18 protein-coding genes are annotated in these 19,534 nt (G+C 66.9%); 5 read left to right on the top strand and 13 right to left on the bottom strand.

Annotated features, from left to right (window positions below; genetic code table 11):
• Nucleotides 1-68: 68 nt before the first annotated feature.
• The 5 genes from yihA to rpmH form a co-directional block, all read right to left on the bottom strand.
• Entirely contained in the window at nt 69-737 is a 669-nt protein-coding gene (gene yihA / locus E3C22_RS07465; RefSeq protein ID WP_134761378.1) for a ribosome biogenesis GTP-binding protein YihA/YsxC, read from the bottom strand.
• The gene (locus E3C22_RS07460; protein WP_134761377.1) at nt 734-1,372 is read right to left on the bottom strand and encodes a CatB-related O-acetyltransferase; all 639 of its coding nucleotides are present in this window, start codon (nt 1,370-1,372) and stop codon (nt 734-736) included. Before E3C22_RS07460 ends, yihA begins: the two co-directional genes overlap by 4 nt.
• Before the next feature lie 76 nt (nt 1,373-1,448).
• Nucleotides 1,449-3,257, bottom strand: a complete 1,809-nt coding sequence (yidC, locus tag E3C22_RS07455; RefSeq protein ID WP_134761376.1) for a membrane protein insertase YidC — start codon at nt 3,255-3,257, stop codon at nt 1,449-1,451.
• The gene (gene rnpA / locus E3C22_RS07450; RefSeq protein WP_134761845.1) at nt 3,257-3,646 is read right to left on the bottom strand and encodes a ribonuclease P protein component; all 390 of its coding nucleotides are present in this window, start codon (nt 3,644-3,646) and stop codon (nt 3,257-3,259) included. Before rnpA ends, yidC begins: the two co-directional genes overlap by 1 nt.
• 32 nt (nt 3,647-3,678) lie before the next feature.
• Nucleotides 3,679-3,813: a 50S ribosomal protein L34 gene (rpmH, locus tag E3C22_RS07445; protein ID WP_084410411.1), complete on the bottom strand. Its 135-nt coding sequence runs from the start codon at nt 3,811-3,813 to the stop codon at nt 3,679-3,681.
• 456 nt (nt 3,814-4,269) lie between these two features.
• Between rpmH and E3C22_RS07440 the strand changes: the two genes are divergently transcribed.
• The 4 genes from E3C22_RS07440 (at nt 4,270) to E3C22_RS07425 (ending at nt 11,261) form a co-directional block, all read left to right on the top strand.
• Nucleotides 4,270-7,263, top strand: a complete 2,994-nt coding sequence (locus E3C22_RS07440; protein WP_134761375.1) for a LysM peptidoglycan-binding domain-containing protein — start codon at nt 4,270-4,272, stop codon at nt 7,261-7,263.
• 436 nt (nt 7,264-7,699) lie between these two features.
• Complete coding sequence (locus E3C22_RS07435) at nt 7,700-9,526, top strand: ABCB family ABC transporter ATP-binding protein/permease (RefSeq protein WP_245514879.1); 1,827 nt, start codon at nt 7,700-7,702, stop codon at nt 9,524-9,526.
• A gap of 113 nt (nt 9,527-9,639) precedes the next feature.
• Complete coding sequence (locus tag E3C22_RS07430) at nt 9,640-10,434, top strand: phosphatidylserine decarboxylase (protein WP_342635623.1); 795 nt, start codon at nt 9,640-9,642, stop codon at nt 10,432-10,434.
• Nucleotides 10,434-11,261, top strand: coding sequence for a CDP-alcohol phosphatidyltransferase family protein (locus E3C22_RS07425; RefSeq protein WP_134761372.1), 828 nt, complete (start codon nt 10,434-10,436; stop codon nt 11,259-11,261). The genes E3C22_RS07430 and E3C22_RS07425 overlap by 1 nt, the downstream gene beginning before the upstream one ends.
• A gap of 40 nt (nt 11,262-11,301) precedes the next feature.
• Here the strand turns inward: E3C22_RS07425 and E3C22_RS07420 are convergent, their stop codons facing one another.
• The 5 genes from E3C22_RS07420 to E3C22_RS07400 form a co-directional block, all read right to left on the bottom strand.
• Nucleotides 11,302-11,586 (bottom strand): HNH endonuclease, encoded by a 285-nt coding sequence (locus tag E3C22_RS07420; protein ID WP_134761371.1) that lies wholly within the window; start codon nt 11,584-11,586, stop codon nt 11,302-11,304.
• A gap of 17 nt (nt 11,587-11,603) precedes the next feature.
• Nucleotides 11,604-12,152: a formaldehyde-activating enzyme gene (gene fae, locus E3C22_RS07415; protein WP_134761370.1), complete on the bottom strand. Its 549-nt coding sequence runs from the start codon at nt 12,150-12,152 to the stop codon at nt 11,604-11,606.
• 81 nt (nt 12,153-12,233) lie between these two features.
• Nucleotides 12,234-12,854 (bottom strand): 2,3-bisphosphoglycerate-dependent phosphoglycerate mutase, encoded by a 621-nt coding sequence (locus tag E3C22_RS07410; RefSeq protein ID WP_134761369.1) that lies wholly within the window; start codon nt 12,852-12,854, stop codon nt 12,234-12,236.
• A gap of 83 nt (nt 12,855-12,937) precedes the next feature.
• The gene (gene dapB, locus E3C22_RS07405; protein ID WP_134761368.1) at nt 12,938-13,747 is read right to left on the bottom strand and encodes a 4-hydroxy-tetrahydrodipicolinate reductase; all 810 of its coding nucleotides are present in this window, start codon (nt 13,745-13,747) and stop codon (nt 12,938-12,940) included.
• Nucleotides 13,748-14,030: 283 nt separating this feature from the next.
• Nucleotides 14,031-15,854: an ABC transporter ATP-binding protein gene (locus E3C22_RS07400; protein ID WP_206026919.1), complete on the bottom strand. Its 1,824-nt coding sequence runs from the start codon at nt 15,852-15,854 to the stop codon at nt 14,031-14,033.
• Between the two features lie 231 nt (nt 15,855-16,085).
• Between E3C22_RS07400 and E3C22_RS07395 the strand changes: the two genes are divergently transcribed.
• Nucleotides 16,086-16,664 carry a GNAT family N-acetyltransferase gene (locus E3C22_RS07395; RefSeq protein ID WP_134761367.1) on the top strand — a complete coding sequence of 193 codons (579 nt, stop codon included), beginning with the start codon at nt 16,086-16,088 and terminating at the stop codon, nt 16,662-16,664.
• Nucleotides 16,665-16,787: 123 nt separating this feature from the next.
• Here E3C22_RS07395 and E3C22_RS07390 read toward each other — a convergent pair whose 3' ends face one another.
• The 3 genes from E3C22_RS07390 to E3C22_RS07380 form a co-directional block, all read right to left on the bottom strand.
• Nucleotides 16,788-17,957 (bottom strand): YihY/virulence factor BrkB family protein, encoded by a 1,170-nt coding sequence (locus tag E3C22_RS07390; RefSeq protein ID WP_134761366.1) that lies wholly within the window; start codon nt 17,955-17,957, stop codon nt 16,788-16,790.
• 106 nt (nt 17,958-18,063) lie between these two features.
• The gene (locus tag E3C22_RS07385) at nt 18,064-18,438 is read right to left on the bottom strand and encodes a DUF2794 domain-containing protein (protein WP_134761365.1); all 375 of its coding nucleotides are present in this window, start codon (nt 18,436-18,438) and stop codon (nt 18,064-18,066) included.
• 161 nt (nt 18,439-18,599) lie between these two features.
• The gene (locus tag E3C22_RS07380) at nt 18,600-19,304 is read right to left on the bottom strand and encodes a Crp/Fnr family transcriptional regulator (RefSeq protein ID WP_134761364.1); all 705 of its coding nucleotides are present in this window, start codon (nt 19,302-19,304) and stop codon (nt 18,600-18,602) included.
• Nucleotides 19,305-19,534: the final 230 nt, after the last annotated feature.

Below are 19,534 nucleotides of genomic sequence, written 5' to 3'. Positions count from 1 at the left end.
CTGTATTATTGAATTGCCGCATCGTGCGTTCCGAAAATCGATCCCGATTTTCGGGCCGATGCTGCAAGCTACTCTGCCAGGTCGAGGATCGTGGCGCGCAGGTCGTCGATGCCGCCGCCCTTTTCCGACGACGTCGCGATCAGCTCGGGAAAGGCTGCCGGCCGCTTCCTGATCTGCCCGATCGTCTCGGCGACGAGCTTTTCCACCGCCGGCGGCTTGATCTTGTCGGTCTTGGTGAGGACGATCTGATAGGACATCGCCGCCTTGTCGAGGAGCTTCATCACCTCCTCGTCCTTGGCCTTGATGCCGTGGCGGGCGTCGATCAGCAAAAAGACCCGCTTCAGGCTGGCGCGCCCGCGCAGATAGTCGAAGACCAGTTCGGTCCAGGCGTCGACCCGCTCCTTCGGCGCCTTGGCATAGCCATAGCCCGGCATGTCGACGAGGGCGATCGGCGGCAGCCCCGCCTCCGGCGAGCCGAAGCCGTCGGGCACGAAGAAGTTCAGCTCCTGGGTCCGGCCCGGCGTGTTGGAGGTGCGGGCAAGGCCCTTCTGGCCAAGCAGCGCGTTGATCAGCGACGACTTGCCGACATTCGACCGGCCGGCAAAGGCGATCTCCGGCGGGCCTTCGGGCGGCAGGAACTTCAGCGCCGGCACGCCGCGCACGAAGACCCAGGGCTTTGCGAAGAAGCGCCTGTCGGCTTCGCTTGCGGGCGTTTGTCCAGGCTCTGCCGCGCTCATGTGGCAGCCTCCAGAAGCTCGATGTCGGCGCCGCGAATGGCGGCGAGGTTGCGGGTGATCTTGTCGGCCGGCCAGTCCCACCAGGCGACGGCGAGCAGCCGCGCGACGGTCGCGCGGTCGAAGCGGGTTCGGATCTCCCGCGCCGGATTGCCGCCGACGACCGAATAGGGGGCGACGTTCGAAACCACCGTCGAACGCGCAGCGACGATGGCGCCGTCACCGATGGTCACGCCCGGCATGACGAGGCTCTCCATGCCGAGCCACACGTCGTTGCCGACCCGCGTGTCGCCGCGGCTCTGGCCGGTCCAGCTGGAAATGTCGAAACCTGCCTCCCAGCCGCTCTCGAAAATGTTGAACGGATAGGTCGAGAACCCGCCCATGGCATGGTTGGCGCCGTTCATCACGAAGCGCGTGCCGGCAGCGATCGCGACGAAGCGCCCGATGATCAGCCGGTCGCCGTAGAAGTCGAAATGATGCAGCACGTTGCGTTCTTCGAAGCGTTCGGCACCGTCCGGATCGTCGTAGTAGCTGTAGTCGCCGACGATGATGTTCGGACGCGTGACGACGTTCTTCAGGAAGACCGCGCGAGGATAGCCCGGCAGGGGATAGAGCGTATCAGGCGATGGCCCGTGCATGACAGGCTCCTTCCGCGGAGACGGGCCGGCAACGTGCCGACCCGGATGCATTTGCGGCGAACCCGCCGGGGTCCGGTCAGCCCTCCGAGGGTTTCTCCCGTCTTCGGAAGGTACCCTTCAGATTGTCCCACAGCTCGATCTTGGCGCCGTTGCGCTTCATGATCACGCTCTGCTGGATGATCGACAGGGTGTTGTTCCAGGTCCAGTAGATCACCAGGCCGGCCGGGAAGGAGGCCAGCATGAAGGTGAAGATCACCGGCATCCAGGTGAAGATCATCTGCTGCGCCGGGTCCGGCGGCGTCGGGTTGAGCCGCATCTGGACGAACATCGTCATGCCCATCAGGAGCGGCCAGACGCCGACCATCAGGAGATGCGGCAGGGTGATCGGGATCAGCCCGAAGAGATTGAAGATCGAGGTCGGATCCGGCGCTGCGAGATCCTGGATCCAGCCGAAGAACGGCGCGTGGCGCATCTCGATGGTGACGTAGATCACCTTGTAGAGGGCGAAGAAGACGGGGATCTGGATGAGCATCGGCCAGCAGCCGGCGGCCGGATTGATCTTCTCCTCCTTGTAGATCCGCATCATCTCCTGTTGCTGCTTCTGCTTGTCGTCCTTGAAGCGCTCGCGCAGCTCCATGATCCTCGGCTGGACGGTCTTCATCCGGGCCATCGACTTGTAGGACTTGTTGGCCAACGGGAAGAAGACGAGCTTGAGCAGAACGGTGACGGCCATGATCGCCAGGCCGAAATTGCCGAGCAGCTTGTAGATGTAGTCGATCACATGGAACATCGGCCGAGTGATGAAGTAGAACCAGCCCCAGTCGATCAGCTGGCCGAACTGCCGGACGTTCAGCGTGTCCTCGTAGCCGTCGATGATGTCGACGACCTTGGCCCCGGCGAAGGTCCGGGTGGTCGAGGTCGCCGTCTGCCCCGGCGCGACGTCGATCGGATCGGCGACGAACTCGCTCTGATAGTGCGGCCGCTGGCCGGTCATGTAGAGGAACTGGCCGCTGAAGGGGCGGGAGCCCTCCGGGATCAGCGTCGTCGCCCAGTACTTGTCGGTGATACCGAGCCAGCCGCCGGTCGATTTCGGCTGCGGGTCCTTCTGGTCCTCCTCGATCGAGGAGTATTTGACTTCCTTCAGGCCCTCGTCGCCGAAGACGCCGAGAAGCCCCTCGAAGAGGACGTAGGCCGAGGCGACCTCAGGCTTGGAGTACCGCACGACGCGGCCATAGGGCGACACCTTCACCGGTGCGCCGCCATCGTTGACGATGGCGTCCTCGACGGTGAACATGAAATTGTCGTCGACCGAGATCGTCCGGTTCACCGTCAGGCCGTCGGCCTTGGCCGTCAGCGTCACCGGCGTCGAGGGGGTGAGCTTGGCGCCGTCCGGCGCCTGCCACTCGGTCGAGGCGCCGACCACCGGGCCCTTGCCGGGGACGATGATGCCGGTCTCGGTAAAATAGCCGTTGGGAAGCTGCTCCGGCGAGAGAAGCACGATGGTGGGCGAGGAATCCTCGACGGTCTCGTGATACTTCTTCAGCCGCAGATCGTCGATCCGGGCGCCCTTGAGATTGATCGAGCCGGACAGTTGCGGCGTGTCGATGGCGATGCGGTTGCCGCCGGCGATGACGGCCTGGCGATCCTCGGACACCGGCAGCTGCGGGCTGGAAATGACGCTTTCGCGACCCGCAGGGGCGACCGTCTCGTCCTGCTTCGTGCCGGCAGGCGTCTGCGGCGTCTGCAGCGAGCCCTGGTCGGCCTGGCTGGTCTCGGCGGCCTGGCGCTGCGAATCCATGCGCGGACTGACGACGAAATATTGCCAGCCGATCAGAACCGCAATGGAGAGCGCCATGGCGACCATGAAGTTGCGGTTGTTTTCCATCAATCAGACCTCGATCGGCGCTCGGATCGGCCTTCGCCGTTTCTGTCCGTCTTCTGGTTTGGCCCGGCCATCCGGGAGAAGCGTTTCCGCAATTCCTCTGACAGGGTGGCGAACGGCGCCGAAAGCACCTCGCGGCGCGCAACGATCACATAATCGATGCCCGGCACCATGTCAGCCTCGGCGTAAATGCGGATCGCCTCGCGCAGCCGGCGGCGGATGCGGTTGCGTTCGACGGCATTGCCGATCTTGCGGGTCACCGTCAGGCCGAAGCGGGCCGGCCCCTCGTCGGCGCGCCGCAGCGCCTCGACGAAGAAAAATGGGCCGTTCAGCCGACGGCCCCTTCGCGCGGCCAGAAATTCCGCGCGCTTCCTGAGCTTTTCAGCGGCCATAAGCGGCGATCGTGCGATCGCCACACGCTCCGTCAGGCCGACAGGCGCTTGCGTCCACGCGACCGGCGCGCGGCGATGACCTTGCGGCCACCCTTCGTCGCCATGCGGGCGCGGAAGCCATGGCGGCGTTTGCGGACGAGCCGCGAAGGCTGGTAGGTACGCTTCATCGTCTAATCCCGCGCGTTTTCAGGACGCGGGCCCTTCAGTCATGTGTGGTCCGGAAATCCGGCGCGGGCATCCGAGCGCAATTCATCATCGCGCGGAGCACCGCCCGCTCGCTGGGCGCTTATAGGAAGGCGATGGCGCAAAAGTCAATTCCCGTCTTTTCCTGCGATGCTGCAGAAAGCGGGCGCAGCACCGGGCGGCAGGGGGAAATGATTCGGGCCGGCCTTGTTCGCCGCCTTCTCGATCGGGGGTCGCCGCCGGCCTTTGATGGAGGGACGCCATCGGCTTCCTGAGGATTGCCGGGCCCCTTCCATCCACGGCGGTGGACAAGCCCCTGGCCGGCTGGCCCCCAGGCCGAGCGAATGCTTGTGGCGCAAGCCTTGGTTGGTTAAATGTCAAGCTCTGTCAGACGACATTTTTTCGCGGCGCGTTCCATGCCGCCCTGATTGAGCGGTGACATGCAGCGCAGAGCCCTCGGTATCGTCCTCTTCTGTCTCGTGCTTCTGGCGGCGATCGTCGCCGGCTACTGGGACATGCTGAATTCCGAGCGGTTGCGGATCGCCGATCGTGGCGAGGCCCCCTCGGGCGAAGCCAAGGTCGAGACGACCGGCATGTCCGGCGATGCGGCGACGACGCCCACCAGTACGGCGGGGCGGGAGACCGGCAACCGCGTCGCCGCCAAGGGCGCCCATGCGCCGAAGCCTGGGGCGGCTGGCGCTGAAACGGCCCGGGCCGGCGAACCAGCCGAGAGCGGCAGCGACGTGACGAAGGCGAGCGAGCCGACACCGCTCGCCCCCGCGGAGAGCCCGGCGGAAGCAAAGGCCGACGGCACGATGGCATCGCCGTCGCAGCAGCCGACCTCTCCCGATGCCACCGGAATCTCGCCGGACGTCGCCGGGTCGGGGACCTCGGTCGACCAGATCGCCCCCGGCAAGACCGGCCGCCAGCCGGACACTTCGGAGCCGGGCACCTCGGCTGATGGTGGGACCACCACGATGTCGGGTGGTGAAGCCGGCGAAACGGAGAAGCCGAGCGAGGCGAATCGCACAGGTAGATCTGCCGACGGGAATGCCTCAGCGACTCAGATGGCGGCGGGCGAACAGGAGGATGGAGCCGGGGCGCCTGCCACAAAAGAAGCGGCGGCCGACACGCAGAAGGGCGCAGAGACCGCTGCAATGCCGGAAGATGCGAAGCCGGGCGAGCCGTCCGCCGCGAGCGACGTCGCTGAAGCGCCGGCCTCCGAACCCGCGACGACGACTGCCGCCGGCGAGACCGGCGACGAGCCGCGTTTCGACGTCCTGCGCGTCGAGCCGGACGGTTCGACCCTCGTTGCCGGCCGCTCTGCACCGAACAGCACCGTGACGCTGCGCGACGGCGAGACCACGCTCGGCAGCGACAAGGCGACGCGGGACGGCGATTTTGTCATCGTCCTCGACCAGCCGCTGAAGCCGGGCGACCACTCGATCCAGATCCAGTCGAAGGACGAGAGCGGCAAGGACAAGCTCTCCAGCGAGACCGCCGTCGTATCGGTGCCGGAGAACGGCCAGTCGGACGAACTCCTGGCGATGATCGAAAAGCCCGGCGAGGCGACCCGGCTGATCGAGACGCCGACCGGACCGACGGCTGCGCCGAGCGCAGCCCCAGACATGTCGACGACGCCCAGCGCCGAGCCGGCGCCGGCCGCACCGGAGGCATCGCAAACAGGCGGGCAGACGCCCGCTCCGACCCCCGAAACGCCGGAAGCCGCGAAGGAAGCTGGACCCGAAGCCGCGAATGGTGCCGCCGGGACCCCGCAGGCCGGCGAGGCAGGCGAGGCCGAACCCTCAGCCGCCGATGACCTAGCCGCGAGCGATGCCGGGGCTGCACAGTCCGAGGCTCAGCCGACCAGCGAGAGCGGTGAAGCGCCTGCGGCGCAGCAGCCGGCAAGCGAAGCGAGGGAGAATGATCAGCCGGCGGAAGACGGCGCGATGCCGTCCGAGACAAGAACTGCGAGCGCCGAGCCGGATGCCGGAGCGACGCCAGAAGGCGGTTCGACGCCCGCCGCGACGAAAACCGCGAGCGCCGAGCCGGAGGCTGGCGCCAGGACGGCCGAACTCCGCGTCGAGGCGGTCGAGATCGACGACGGCCGGATGTTCGTCGCGGGCTCTGCCGAGCCGGGCACGCGGTTCCGCGTCTATGTCGACAACCAGCCTTTCGCCGTCGGCGTCGCCGATCGCAACGGCCGCTTCGTGGTCTCGACCGATCAGCAGCTAGCCGTCGGCGACCACATGATCCGCGTCGACCAGCTCCCCGGCGAGGACACCGTCGCCGCCCGCGTCGAGGTGCCGTTCTTCCGGCCGCAGGGTTCGTCGCTCGCCGCCGTCGCCGAGAACGAGCCGACGTCTCAACCCGAAGCGGCGGCGAAGCAGCCGGCCGAGGCATCGCCCAAGGAGGGCGAAGCCGGCGCTGCGGACGAGACGCAGAAGTTGGCTAGCGAGACGCCGAAGGCCGAGACTGGAACCAGCACCGCGGCCGCGGCACCGTCCGGTACGACGTCGCCAGCCGAGCCCCAGACTGAGACCGAGAGGGGTACCGATACCGCCGCAGCGTCGGCCAGCTCGAAGGTCGCGCAGTCCGACGACACCGCGTCGAGCGACGGCGAGGCGGAAGACCGCGAGACGACGGCCGCTCTCTCTTCTAAGCCGCAGGCCTCTCCCGCGACACGGCAAGCCGAAAGTGGCGGTCGCGAGGAGCGCCCGGGCGTCGCGACCGCGCCGGCCGAAACGCCGGCAGTGCAGGAAGCCACGCCATCGGACGGTGACGCGAAGGTCGCCGCGACGTCGCCATCCACCGACGAGACGGACGCCAATCTGGCGGCGCGGCTGGGTGACGACCGGCAGCCCTCGTCCGGGTCGGTCGGCGATGCTTCGTCTCGGGACATCGCCTCCAGCGAAGGGACCCGCGCGCCGGCAGGTGGCGATGACCAGGCCGCTTCGGCTTCGAGCCAGACCGGTATCGCGAGCTCAGACGTGACCCCGCCGAGCCAGGGCGGCGGTGAGAAGGCGGCGGGCGGGCCGAGCGGAACCTCGCCCTCCGACGTGACGCAACAGGCAGATACCCGCACGGCCGAAACCTCCGCCGAGCCCCCCGCTTCCGTCGATGCAAACAGCCCGGGGGGCGAGGCCTTCGACGCGGCGGCGCAGCAGGGCGGTGTCGTCACCGCCGACAAGTCCGGCCGCGTCCCCACGCGCCGCCAGCCGGCGCTGGCCGCCTCCAAGGCGTCGCGGGTGATCATCCGCAAGGGCGACACGCTGTGGCGGATCTCGCGGGACACCTACGGCGCCGGCAGCCGCTATACGGTGATCTATCTCGCCAATGGCGACCAGATCCGCGATCCGAACCTGATCTATCCCGGCCAGGTCTTCCGCATGCCGGAGGAAAACCGCTCGAACGCCGCGACGGCCGTCGACTGATCCCGCCTCTGAGGTAGATCGCGCACTGCCGACATTGGCGGGCGGCGACGCGCCCCCGCCGATGTGGTGCCGATGCTCCCGCGTGTCTTTCCCGCAGGCCTCGCTGCGGCCCCGGGACCACGGCCGGCCGGCGCGCAAATTCGCAAAATCACGCGGTCGCGAAGTCGCCGGCGGAAATGACCGGTCGATCTTTTCGCCCGAAAGTCTTAGATCGCTTCCAGAGTGACCCCGGGATGTCTGCGATCATCATCCCGCTCTTTCTTTGCGTCGACGCGTGATCCCGGTAGGCAGCCGTCCTTCCGTCATTGCGCGTCGGCGGGACATTGGCGGCCCGCAAGCCGGCCCCGGAAGGACGATCTTGGCCGATACCAGCAACCCCCGCGTCTCCGGCGACCGGGGCGAGACCTTCTCGACGCTCAAAAATCTCTGGCCTTACATGTGGCCGGGCGAGCGGCCGGACCTGAAGATGCGGGTGGTCTACGCCTCCGTCTTCCTGGTCCTTGCCAAGCTTCTGACCGTCGGCGTGCCCTATTTCTTCAAATGGGCGACCGACGCCCTCGACGGCACCAGCAGCCAGCCGGGCGCTGCGACCGGCTGGCTGCCGATCCTGCTCGCCGGGGCGATCACCCTCGTCGTCTCCTACAATGTCGCCCGCGTCATCTCGGTCGGGCTGAACCAGCTGCGCGACGCGCTGTTCGCCAGGGTCGGCCAGCATGCCGTGCGCCAGCTCGCCTACCGCACCTTCGTCCACATGCACCGGCTGTCGCTGCGGTTTCATCTCGAGCGGCGCACAGGCGGCCTGTCGCGGATCATCGAGCGCGGCACCAAGGGGATCGAGGCGATCGTCCGCTTCACCATCCTCAACACCATCCCGACGATCCTCGAATTCGCCCTGGTCGCGATCATCTTCGCCTTCGCCTACGGATTCGCCTATGTCGCGGTCATCGCAGCCACGATCTGGCTCTATGGCTGGTTCACCATCAAGGCGAGCGACTGGCGGATCAACATTCGCCGCGACATGAACCAGTCGGACACCGACGCCAACACCAAGGCGATCGATTCACTGCTCAACTTCGAGACGGTGAAATATTTCGGTAACGAGGCGATGGAGGCCGAGCGCTTCGACCGCTCGATGGCCCGGTACGAGGTCGCCGCCACCCGCATCTGGACTTCCCTCGGCTGGCTGAACTTCGGCCAGGGCGTCATCTTCGGCGTCGGCATGGCCGCCGTCATGGTGATGTCGGCGATGGCGGTGCGCAACGGCACCCAGACGCTGGGCGACTTCGTCTTCGTCAATGCCATGCTCATGCAGCTGTCGATCCCGCTGAACTTCATCGGCTTCGTCTATCGCGAGATCCGCCAGGGCCTCACCGACATCGAGGAAATGTTCGCGCTTCTCGGCATCGAGGCCGAAGTGGTCGACCGCGCGGACGCCAAGCCTCTCGTCGTCAGCGAGGGCGCCATCCGCTTCGAGGACGTGCGTTTCGGCTACGATCCCGCCCGCGAGATCCTCAAGGGCGTCTCCTTCGAGGTTCCGCCGGGCAAGTCGGTGGCGATTGTCGGCCCGTCGGGTGCCGGCAAGTCGACCATCTCGCGGCTGCTCTTCCGCTTCTACGACGTCAAGGGCGGCAGGATCACTATCGACGGCCAGGACATCGCTGGCGTCACCCAGGAGAGCGTGCGCGCGGCGATCGGCATCGTGCCGCAGGACACCGTGCTGTTCAACGACACCATCGCCTACAACATCCGCTACGGCCGCACCGACGCCAGCGACGAGGAAGTCGTGCGTGCCGCCGAGCTCGCCCAGATCGCCGGCTTCATCGAGCAGCTTCCCGATGGTTTCGACGCGATGGTCGGCGAGCGGGGCCTGAAGCTCTCCGGCGGCGAGAAGCAGCGCGTGGCGATCGCCCGGACGATCCTCAAGGCGCCGCCGATCCTCGTCCTCGACGAGGCGACCTCGGCGCTCGACACCCACACCGAGCAGGAGATCCAGTCGGCGCTCGACCTCGTCTCGAAGAACCGCACGACGCTCACCATCGCCCATCGCCTGTCGACGATCATCAATTGCGACGAGATCCTGGTCCTGAGGGCCGGCGAGATCGTCGAGCGCGGCTCCCATCGCGACCTTCTTGCGATGAACGGCCTCTATGCCGAGATGTGGGCGATGCAGCGCGAGGCGACGGAAGCCGAGGAGGCGTTGCGCAAGGCCCGCGAGAGCGACGAATTCGGCGTCATCGAGAGGCGTCGCACCGAGCCGGTCTGAGCAGTGGCGCGGTTTGCGGGAATCGGCAGGTTGGAACGGCTGACCTCACGCCACGTTGAGTCCGAGCGCCGCAGGGCAGGCTTCGACCCGCTCTTCGGGCCGCGTGCCGCCCGATCGGCCGTCGAAGCGGTATCGCGGGCCGGTCGCATCGGCTACATGCGGGAACGGCTCGACCCGCCGGCGAAACAACGGGAAGAAGAACGACAGACGTGCATATCCTGACCTCGATCCGCAATGCCTTCGTGCCCATCCACCGGGCCGGCTATCCGTTCATCGCCGTCTTCTTCGGCGCTTCCGTCGTGCTGGGGCTGCTCTGGCAGCCGCTGTTCTGGATCGGCCTGATCCTGACGGCCTGGTGCGCCTATTTCTTCCGCGATCCCGAACGCATCACGCCCGTCGCCGACCATCTCGTCGTCAGCCCGGCGGACGGCCGGGTCTCGCTCGTCGGTCATGTGGTGCCGCCGGTCGAGCTCGGCCTCGGCGCCGAGCCGATGCTGCGCGTCTCGATTTTCATGAACGTCTTCAATTGCCACGTGAATCGCGCGCCGATGCGCGGCCGCATCGCCCGCATCCTCTATCGCGAGGGCGAGTTCAAGAATGCCGAGCTCGACAAGGCGAGCGAGCTGAACGAACGCAACTGCCTGGTGATCGACGGGCCGCAGGGCGAAATCGGCGTCGTCCAGATCGCCGGCCTCGTCGCACGGCGGATCATCTGCTGGTCGGTCGTGGAGGATCGCATCGAGGCGGGCGAGCGCTTCGGCCTGATCCGCTTCGGCTCCAGGCTCGACGTCTATCTGCCCGGCAGCGTCCAGCCGCGGGTCAGCGAAGGCCAGACGGCGATCGCCGGCGAGACCGTCATCGCCGAATATGGCGACAGGCTCGCAACCTGGCCGGCGAGGCGCGACTGATGTCCCTCGACAAGCTCTTTCCGCCCTTCGATCCGGGCCACCCAGACGAGCCGGAGGGGCGCAGCCGGCGGCGGATCCCGTTCCGCCGGATCGTGCCGAACCTCATCACCATCCTCGCCATCTGCGCCGGGATGACGGGCGTTCGGCTGGCCTTCGAGGCGCGCTTCGAGCTTGCCGTGCTGATGGTGCTCGGTGCGGCGGTTCTCGACGGCATCGACGGGCGTGTCGCACGGATGCTGAAGGGCCAGAGCCGGTTCGGCGCGGAGATGGATTCGCTCGCCGACATCGTCAATTTCGGCCTCGCCCCGGCGCTGCTGCTCTACGCCTTCGTGCTCAACGAGGCCGGCGCCTTCGGCTGGACGGCGGCGCTGCTCTACACGACGGGCTGCGCGCTGCGGCTTGCCCGCTTCAACACCATGCTCGACGACCCGCACCGGCCGAAATGGCACTCGGCCTTCTTCGTCGGCGTGCCGGCCCCGGCCGGTGCCGGGCTGGCGCTGCTCCCGATGTATGTCAGCTTCATCGGCATCGACGTCCACCTGCCGCATGTCACCGCGGGGTTCACGGCGATCTATCTGGTCTTCGTCGGCCTGTTGATGGCGAGCCGCATCCCGACCTGGTCCGGCAAGGGCGCCGGCATCCGCGTGCCGCGCTCCACCGCGATCCCGATCATGATGCTGATGGTGTTCTACGTGGCGATGCTGGTCAGCTATTTCTGGGCGACCGCGACGGTGACGATCATCGCCTATTACGTCTCGATCCCGTTTTCCTGGCGGGAATTTTCCAAGCGCTCGCGCCGCGAGGCGCGGATCTCCGCCGCTCCCTGAGCAGACCCGTCTTCCGTCTGGCCGCAGCCACGCTACGGCGTCACTTCCGCTGTCTGGTCGGGGCGTGGAAATCTGCCGGCTTGCCGGCGATCCAGCGCAGGAACGGCCGCAGTTCCGGCTGTTGCCTGATATCTTCGCCGCTCGCCGCGAGGCGGGCGAGTTCGACGTTCGAGAAGGTGGCGTGGAGGGTGCGGTGGCAGATCGGGTGGACCGGCTCGGTCACCCGGCCGCCGCGGCTCTTCGGCAGCGGATGATGCCACTCGACGCGGCTGCCGAGCGGCCGGCCGCAAAGCCAGCACGCCCGACCTTCCTGCGCGGCCGCCATGGCTTTTCCCGAGGCCCTCAGATTTTTCCGTCGAGGCCCATCTGGTAGTATTTGTGGACGATCTTGTCCTGGTTCTCGAGCAGCCAGTCGATCGACGGCTCGTTCCGCATCGCCTTGGCGATCGCCTTCTTCATGCCCTCGCGGTGTATGTCGAAGAGCACCTTGTGATCGAGATCCGTCACGTCGACGATGGTCGGGGCGAGCCAGACCGAGCAGATGATGCCAAGGTCGTTCACCTGGTCCTTCGGCAACAGCCCCTCGCGGACCGCGTCGAGCACGCCGTTGGCGATGGCGAACTGCACCGTGCCCATCAGGATGTTGGTGTATTTCGGATCGTCCACGGTCACCTTGGAGACGCAGAGCGTCACCGGCCGGACCATCACGTCGGTGTTGAGCAGCGCGAAGACGCGGCTGTGACCCTTCACCTGATCGCCGGTGAGCGTCGCCAGCGCGGTGCCGACCGGGCCGTCCAGCGCGCCGATGACGACCTCCGGCTCGGCCGCGGTCCCCGGAGGGCCGCCCGCGACGAGGGCCTCGCCGGTGCGCATGATGATCTTCTCGCTCATGAAACTTCACTCCTTATCCCACCGGAGCGTGGGGTAGCAGAGGCGGTTGCGGCGCTCAATTCGCATCCGGCCGGATTGGCCTCAGCCTTCGAGAACCCGCTTCTCCCGGACAGTCGTATCCTCGTTGAGCCGGTAGACGATTGGAACGCCGGTCGCGATCTCCTCGGCGACGATCTGGTCCGGCGTCAGCCCGTCCAGCGCCATGACCAGCGAGCGCAGCGAATTGCCGTGGGCGGCGACGATGACCGTGCCGCCGGCCATCACCTTCGGCAGGATGTCGTGGATGTAATAGGGCCAGACCCGCGCGCCGGTATCCTTCAGGCTCTCGCCGCCGGGAGGCGGGGTGTCGTAGGAGCGGCGCCAGACATGCACCTGCTCCTCGCCCCACTTCTCGCGTGCGTCGTCCTTGTTGAGGCCGGAGAGATCGCCATAGTCGCGCTCGTTCAGCGCCACATCGCGGGTGACCGGAAGATCGGTCTGGCCGAGCTCCTGAAGCATCAGGTCGAGGGTGCGCTGGGCCCGCGACAGGACGGAGGTAAAGGCAGTGTCGAAGACGAACCCTTCTGCCTTCAGCTTGCGGCCGGCGGATTTCGCCTCCTCGACGCCCTTTTCCGTCAGGTCCGGGTCCTTCCAGCCGGTGAAGAGGTTCTTCAGGTTCCACTCGCTTTGGCCGTGGCGGACTAGGACGAGGATGCGGGACATCGGCGGTGCCTTTCGGTGGGTGTATCCGGGCGTGATCTAGCGCGCCCCTCGAGAAATGTCGTGCGATGCAACGCGCTGCCCGATCAGGCGGCGAGGCCGAGCACGTCGCGCATCGAATAGAGGCCGGCCGGCTGGTCCTTCGCCCAGAGAGCGGCCTTGACCGCGCCCCTGGCGAAGATCGCCCGGTCCGTCGCCGCATGGGAGAGCTCGATCCGCTCGCCCTCGCCGGCGAGAATCACCGAATGCTCGCCGACGACGGAGCCGCCCCGGAGGGTGGCGAAGCCGATGCTGCCCTTTTCGCGCGCGCCGGTGATGCCGTCGCGAACCCTGACGGAATGTTCGGGGAGGGAAATGCCGCGGCCCTTCGCCGCCGCTGCGCCGAGGAGGAGGGCAGTGCCCGACGGGGCGTCGACCTTGTGTCTGTGATGCATCTCCAGCACCTCGATGTCGAAGGCGTCTGGGCCGAGGGCCCGCGCCGCCTGCTCGACGAGGACGGCCAGGAGATTGACGCCGAGGCTCATATTGCCGGACTTGACGACGACCGCGCCATTCCGGGCCGCCTTGCCGATCGCGGCGTCGGCATCCGCCTCGAAGCCGGTCGTGCCAATGACGTGGACAAGGCGCTTCTCGGCAGCCTTTGCCGCCAGCGACACCGAGACGGCCGGAGCGGTGAAGTCGACGATGCCGTCGGCGCCGTCGAGCGCTGCGTCGATGTCGGCTTCGACGGAAAGGCCGATGTCGCCGATCCCGGCGAGCAGCCCGGCGTCGGAGCCGATCGCCGGCGAGCCTTCACGCTCAAGGGCGGCGTGGAGCGACGCGCCCCCGGTTTCGGTGATGATTTTCACCAGTGTGCGGCCCATCCGGCCGGCGGCTCCGAGAACGACGAGCTTCATGGGCGGCTTCCTTTCAAATGGCGAGGCGGCGGTTCATGGCGATCGGCCACGACCCTACCACCACCGTCATCCTCGGGCTTGTCCCGAGGATCTACTGCAATGTCGGCGATAGAATCCTTGCAGACTTGCCGACCGGCCAAACTCGGATGCGGGGCTGCAGATCTTTGGCAGAAGCCCGAAGATGACGACCTGACGGATTTCCGGCGCTCGTCTGTTCGGCCGCTGAATACTTCATTCGCAAACGCCGTCAAAGCGCCGGCTACGCCGACCCCGCGACCGTGTCTCACCGCCGCGCGGCCGCCAAATCCGCCGGCCGCCGATTGCCGCCGGCCTGCAGCCCGTAGAAGCGGGCATAGAGCCCGTCCTCACGATCGACGAGATCGTGATGGGTGCCCCGCTCGGCGATCTTGCCGCTGTCGACGACGAGGATCTGGTCGGCATTGGTGATGGTCGACAGCCGGTGCGCGACGACAAGCACGGTGCGGTCCTTCATAGCCGCGTCGAGCGCCGCCTGAACCAGCGTCTCGGAGCGGGTGTCGAGGGCCGAGGTCGCCTCGTCGAGGAGCAGGATCGGGGCATTCCTCACCAGCGCTCTCGCGATCGACAGGCGCTGGCGCTGGCCGCCCGAAAGCGTCATGCCGTTTTCGCCGACGGGCGTGTCGTAACCCTGCGGCGCGGCTAGGATGAACTCCTCGGCCTGGGCCTGGCGGGCGGCCTCCTCGATCTCGGCGTCGGTGGCGTCCGGCCGGCCGAGGCGGATGTTCTCGCGGATCGTGCCCTCGAAGAGATACGGCGCCTGCGGGACATAGGCGATCTTCGAGCGCAGCGAACGCTTGGTGACCGTCCGGATATCCTCGCCATCGACGGTGATCGCGCCTTCCTCGACGTCGTAGAAGCGCTGGAGGAGAGCGATGATCGTCGACTTGCCACCGCCCGAGGCGCCGATCAGCGCCGTCGTCTTGCCGGCAGGGGCGACGAAGGAAAGGTCGCGCAGCACCGGCTCGCCGTCATAATAGCCGAAGGTGACGTTCCTGAAGGCGATCTCGCCGCGCTCCACCGTCAGCGTCCTGGCGTCCGGAGCGTCGGCCTGGCGCGGCTCGAGGTCGAGGATCTCGTAGATCATCGAGGCGTTGACGAGGGCGCGCTCGAGCTGGACCTGCAGCTTGGCGAGGCGCCGCGCCGGATCGTAGGCGAGCAGCAGCGCCGTGATGAAGGCGAACATCGAGCCCGGCGAATAGCCGTACACGACGGCCCGATAGCCGGAATAGCCGATGACGCCAGCGATCGCGAAGCCGGCGACCATCTCGGTCACCGGGCTGGTCCGCTCGGTGATGCCAGCGATCTTGTTGGAGCGCTGCTCGGCCTTGAGGATCAGGCCCTCGATGCGCTCGCGCAGCGGCACCTCCATGGTGAAGGCCTTGACCACGGTGATGCCCTGCGCCGCCTCCTGCATCGAGGCTAGCACCCTCGCGTTGATGTCGATCGCCTGGCGGGTTGCCACCCTCAGCTTGCGGGCGAGGCTGCCGATCATCAGCGCGATCGGCGGGCCGGCGAGAAGGGCGATGCCGGAAAGCACCGGATCCTGCCAGATCATCACGAAGACGAGGAAGATCAGGCTCAGCGCGTCGCGGGCGAGCGAGGTGATGGTGAGGTTCAGCGTATCGCGGATGCCGGAGACGTTCTGGTTGATCCGCGCGGCGAGATGGGCCGAGCGGTTCTCGGCGAAGAAATCCACCGAAAGTTCGGTGATGTGGGCAAACAGCCGGCGCTGGTATCTCGCGACGATGTTGTTGCCGATACGGGCGAGCACCACCGCCTGGCCGTAATTGGCGAGGCCTCGTATGGCGAAGGTGACGAAGACGATGGCCGGCAGGGAATAGATCGCGGCGCGGTTCTGCTGGACGAAGATCTTGTCGATGACGTCGCGCATGATCCAAGCGAGGAAGGCGGTACAGCCCGCCGCAGCGACCAGGCAGCCGATGGCGATCGCATATTGCCGCACGAAGAGGTGGCCGTTCTCGCGCAGGATCCGGCCGATCAGCCCGAGTACGAGCCCGCGCCGTTCGGGCGCGACGAGGGACAATTTCTTCTTCTTTGCCTTGCTCACGCTTTCGTCCGCTCGCCGATGATCGGGTCTTCTGGCGCCTTCGCAACGCGCGCTGGATGCGAGGGCTTATGCCCAACCATGCCGATGCCGCAATGGGAGAAGCGGTCAAATGCGCTCATCGAACCGCTAATTCGGCGGTGGATCGTTGCAGGAATGCTACCCCAGACCGGCTGCCACGGGTAAATTCAGGGCGAATGCGGCGGCAGCCGCGCGTTACGAAAAGGGTTGAAGGTGTCCGGCGCCTATCTGCTTCGTCCGGCCGAACAGGCCGATCTTCCGGTGATCACGGCGATCTACGCCGAAGAGGTCAGGACCGGCACCGCCACCTACGAACTCGTCCCGCCGGACGAGGCGGCGATGGCGCAGCGCTTCGGCGACCTCAAGGCGAAGCACTTTCCCTATCTCGTCGCCGAGGAGAAGGGCGGCCGGCTGCTCGGCTATGCCTATGCCGGGGGCTACCGGCCGCGGCCCGCCTATAACTGGCTGGTCGAGGATTCGATCTATCTGGCGCCGGAGGCACGCGGGCGCGGCGTCGGCACGGCGCTGCTCACCCGGCTGATCGAGGAGTGCGAGCGGCTCGGCTTTCGCCAGATGCTCGCCGTCATCGGCGACGCCGGCAATCACGGCTCGATCGGGGTGCATCGCAAGCTCGGCTTCAAGATGATCGGGACGATGCCGGCGACGGGGCTGAAGTTCGGCCGCTGGATCGACACGGTGCTGATGCAGCGCCCGCTCGGGGAAGGCACCGGGACGATCCCCGACACCAGCGCCTATCCAGGCGATTTCAGCGCCCCGCCGCCGGAGATCTGACGTAGGCGCTTGCCAAGCCCTCAGCGCGCCGTGCGTCCGATAGGGCGCACGAAGGCCGCGCTATTTCTTTGATTCTACGCATCATGCTTTCCGAAAATCGATTCCGATTTTCGGGCCGATGCTTCAGCGGGCCGGCCGGCGGCTGCGGCCGAAGCTGGACATGCCGGCGACGGCGATCAGGGCGATCGCGGCGGGTACTGCCGCGGCGATCCACTGGTCGCGCTCCTCGCGGCCTTTCTGCCGCTCTCCGGCACCGCTGTAGAGCGCGTCGATCTCGCGCTTCAGCGACGGGTCCGTCTCCATGAACAGCCGCCCGCCGGCGACGGTGGCATCGGCCACCTGATCCGCCATGGTGGCGCCGCGGGTGCCCATCGGCTTCTCGCGTCCGGTCGTCGTGTCGCGGGCGGTCTGATGCTCCATCTCGGAGTTCAGCTCGCCGCCGACGATGAGGATGATCATCGTCAGCCACATCCAGGTCATCATGCCGATCAGCGCGCCGAGCGAGCCGTAGGTGGCGTCGTAGGAGCCGAAATTCGCCGTGTACCAGGAGAACAGGAGCGAGACGATCGCGATGACGAGGACGGCGAGGACCGAACCCGGCGTGATCCAGCGCCACTTGGCCTGGCGGCGGCACGGCCCCCAGCGGTAGAGCGCCGAGATGACGAGAGAGACGAAGATCAGCGTCGCGGCGATCGAGCCGGCGGTGATCAGCCATTCGGTACCCTGGCCGAGGCCGACATAGCCGAGCACGATGGGCAGCACCACCGTCAGCGCGATCAGCGTCAGCGCCGCGGCGAGGAGGCAGAGGGTGAAGACGAGCGAGACGAGCGTCAGCCGGATGAAGGAGCGCTCCTCCTTCTCGTCATAGGCGACGTTCATCGCCTCGAACAGCGCCTTCACCCCGGCATTGGCGCTCCACAGCGAGATGGCGAGGGAGATGATCAGGGACAGGCCGAGGGTGCCGTTGGCGGCGCCCGCAAGACGCGTCAGCTGATCGTCGACGATCTGCATCGCGCCGCCCGGCAACAGCGTCGACAGCGCCCCGATGTGCTGGCCGACCGTCGCCGGGTCGGCGACGAGACCATAGATCGAGACGAGCGAGGCCATCGCCGGTACCATGGCGAGCAGCAGGTAATAGGTCACGCCGGCGGCGACGAGCAGCACCCGGTCGTTCGAGATCTCGGCAAACACCCGCATCAGGATGTTCTTCCAGCCGGGCGCTGGGATCTGCGACGGGGATTTTGCCCGGACGCCGAGTTCGTCGGCGCGGGCGTCGCTGGCTGTCGTCGGCATCGTCTCGTCCCGGTTGGTCGTACCGGGCGAGATCTATTGCAAAAGGGCGAAGACCATAGATGCGCCGGATGACGCGATTTCGTTAGCCGGGCGAGGGCCTTGCCGTTCAGCCGTTGTCGGCGAGCCGCAGATTGCGGTCGAAGACCTTGAGGACGGCACCAAGATCGTGACCGCGCTTCATCACTAGACCGCCGGCGGCGACCACCTGGTAGGCGCCCTGGCGCCGGGCGAGCTTGGGGTCCTTGACGATCCGGTAGAGCGGCATCTCGCTGGTGCGCCGGAACACCGAGAAGACGGCGCGGTCCTTCAGCATGTCGATGGCATAATCGCGCCACTCGCCGCTCGCGACCATTTGTCCGTAGACCCTCAGTATTGCCGAGAGCTCGCGCCGATCGAAGGAAACCACGGTGTCGCGAGGATTGGCGGCCGGGAACGCGACGAGATCCGCCGAAGTCCCGCCGTTGAAAACAGTCTGCGTCAAGATTGCCCCTGTCCAAACCGATTGCCGGCCGCTCCGCCGACCGTGACGTTATCGTGACACGAAAACCGCCTCGGGCAAAATCGCCTGCCGGCGGCTCGCTGGCCCGCCGCGGCGTCGTTCCTGCGACCGATGGCGAGTGGCTCCTGCCGCAGATAGGGTCGCTATTCGGTGTCCGCGAGGATGCCGAGGCCCTTTTCGTCGCGGATGATCAGCCAGCCGTCCTTCAGGTCGACGAGGCCCCGCCGCTGCCAGCCCTTCAGGCAGCGATTGACGTTCTCGCGGGCGCTGCCGATCATGTTGCCGAGTTCGGTCTGGGAAAATGCCAGACGCACCGGCCGCTTGGCGCCGGAATGGGCTGGGCTCTCGAGGATGCGCAGGATCGCCCGCGCAAGACGCGTCGAAATGTCCAGGAAGGCGAGTTCCTGCATCCGCTCGTCGGAGCGGCGCAGACGGCCACAGAGAAGCTCCAGCAGCCGCAGCGCGCCGTCCGGATGGCGCTGCAGCACCGAAAAGACGTCGCGGCGTTCGAGGACAAGAAGCTCGACATTGGTCTGCGCCCGGGCATCGGCAGAGCGCGGCCCGCCGTCGAACAGCGCCACCTCGCCGAAGACATCGCCCTGGTGGCAGTCTCCCAGAACCACGTCGCGGGCGGTTGCGGTGACGAGGCCGATCCGCACCGTGCCCTTCAGGACGGCCATCATCGTCTGGCCGGGATCACCGGCCGCGAAGATCAGATCCCCGGCGGCAAAGCTCTTCGGATAGGCGTGGGCGGCAAGCTCCTCGCGCATCTCGGCGCTCAGGGCTTCGAACACCATGCAGCGCTCCAGCGCTGCCACCTTCTCCGTCGGCCTGACCTCGACCGTCATGACGTCCCTTTCCGGCAAATCCGCCTTTGCTCAGGCGAGCATAGTACCTCGGCGATACGGAGTCACGACGAACCGCGCCGCACCTCCTTTTCGCCACTCGACACTTGAGTGACGCAGGTCACTGAGGCCGGACCGCGGCGTCGGTAGGGTCATCTCATCGGCGGGCAGAAAAGGCCGTCGTCAACCCCGACCCACAGGGCTCGAGAAAAGGCCCTGGAACTCGAAAGGAA

The sequence above is a fragment of the Jiella endophytica genome (assembly GCF_004519335.1).
In the GTDB taxonomy this organism is placed as follows: Bacteria; Pseudomonadota; Alphaproteobacteria; order Rhizobiales; family Rhizobiaceae; genus Jiella; species Jiella endophytica.
The sequence above is the reverse complement of the archived record's forward strand: the minus strand, read 5'-3'. Positions and strand labels throughout refer to the sequence as shown.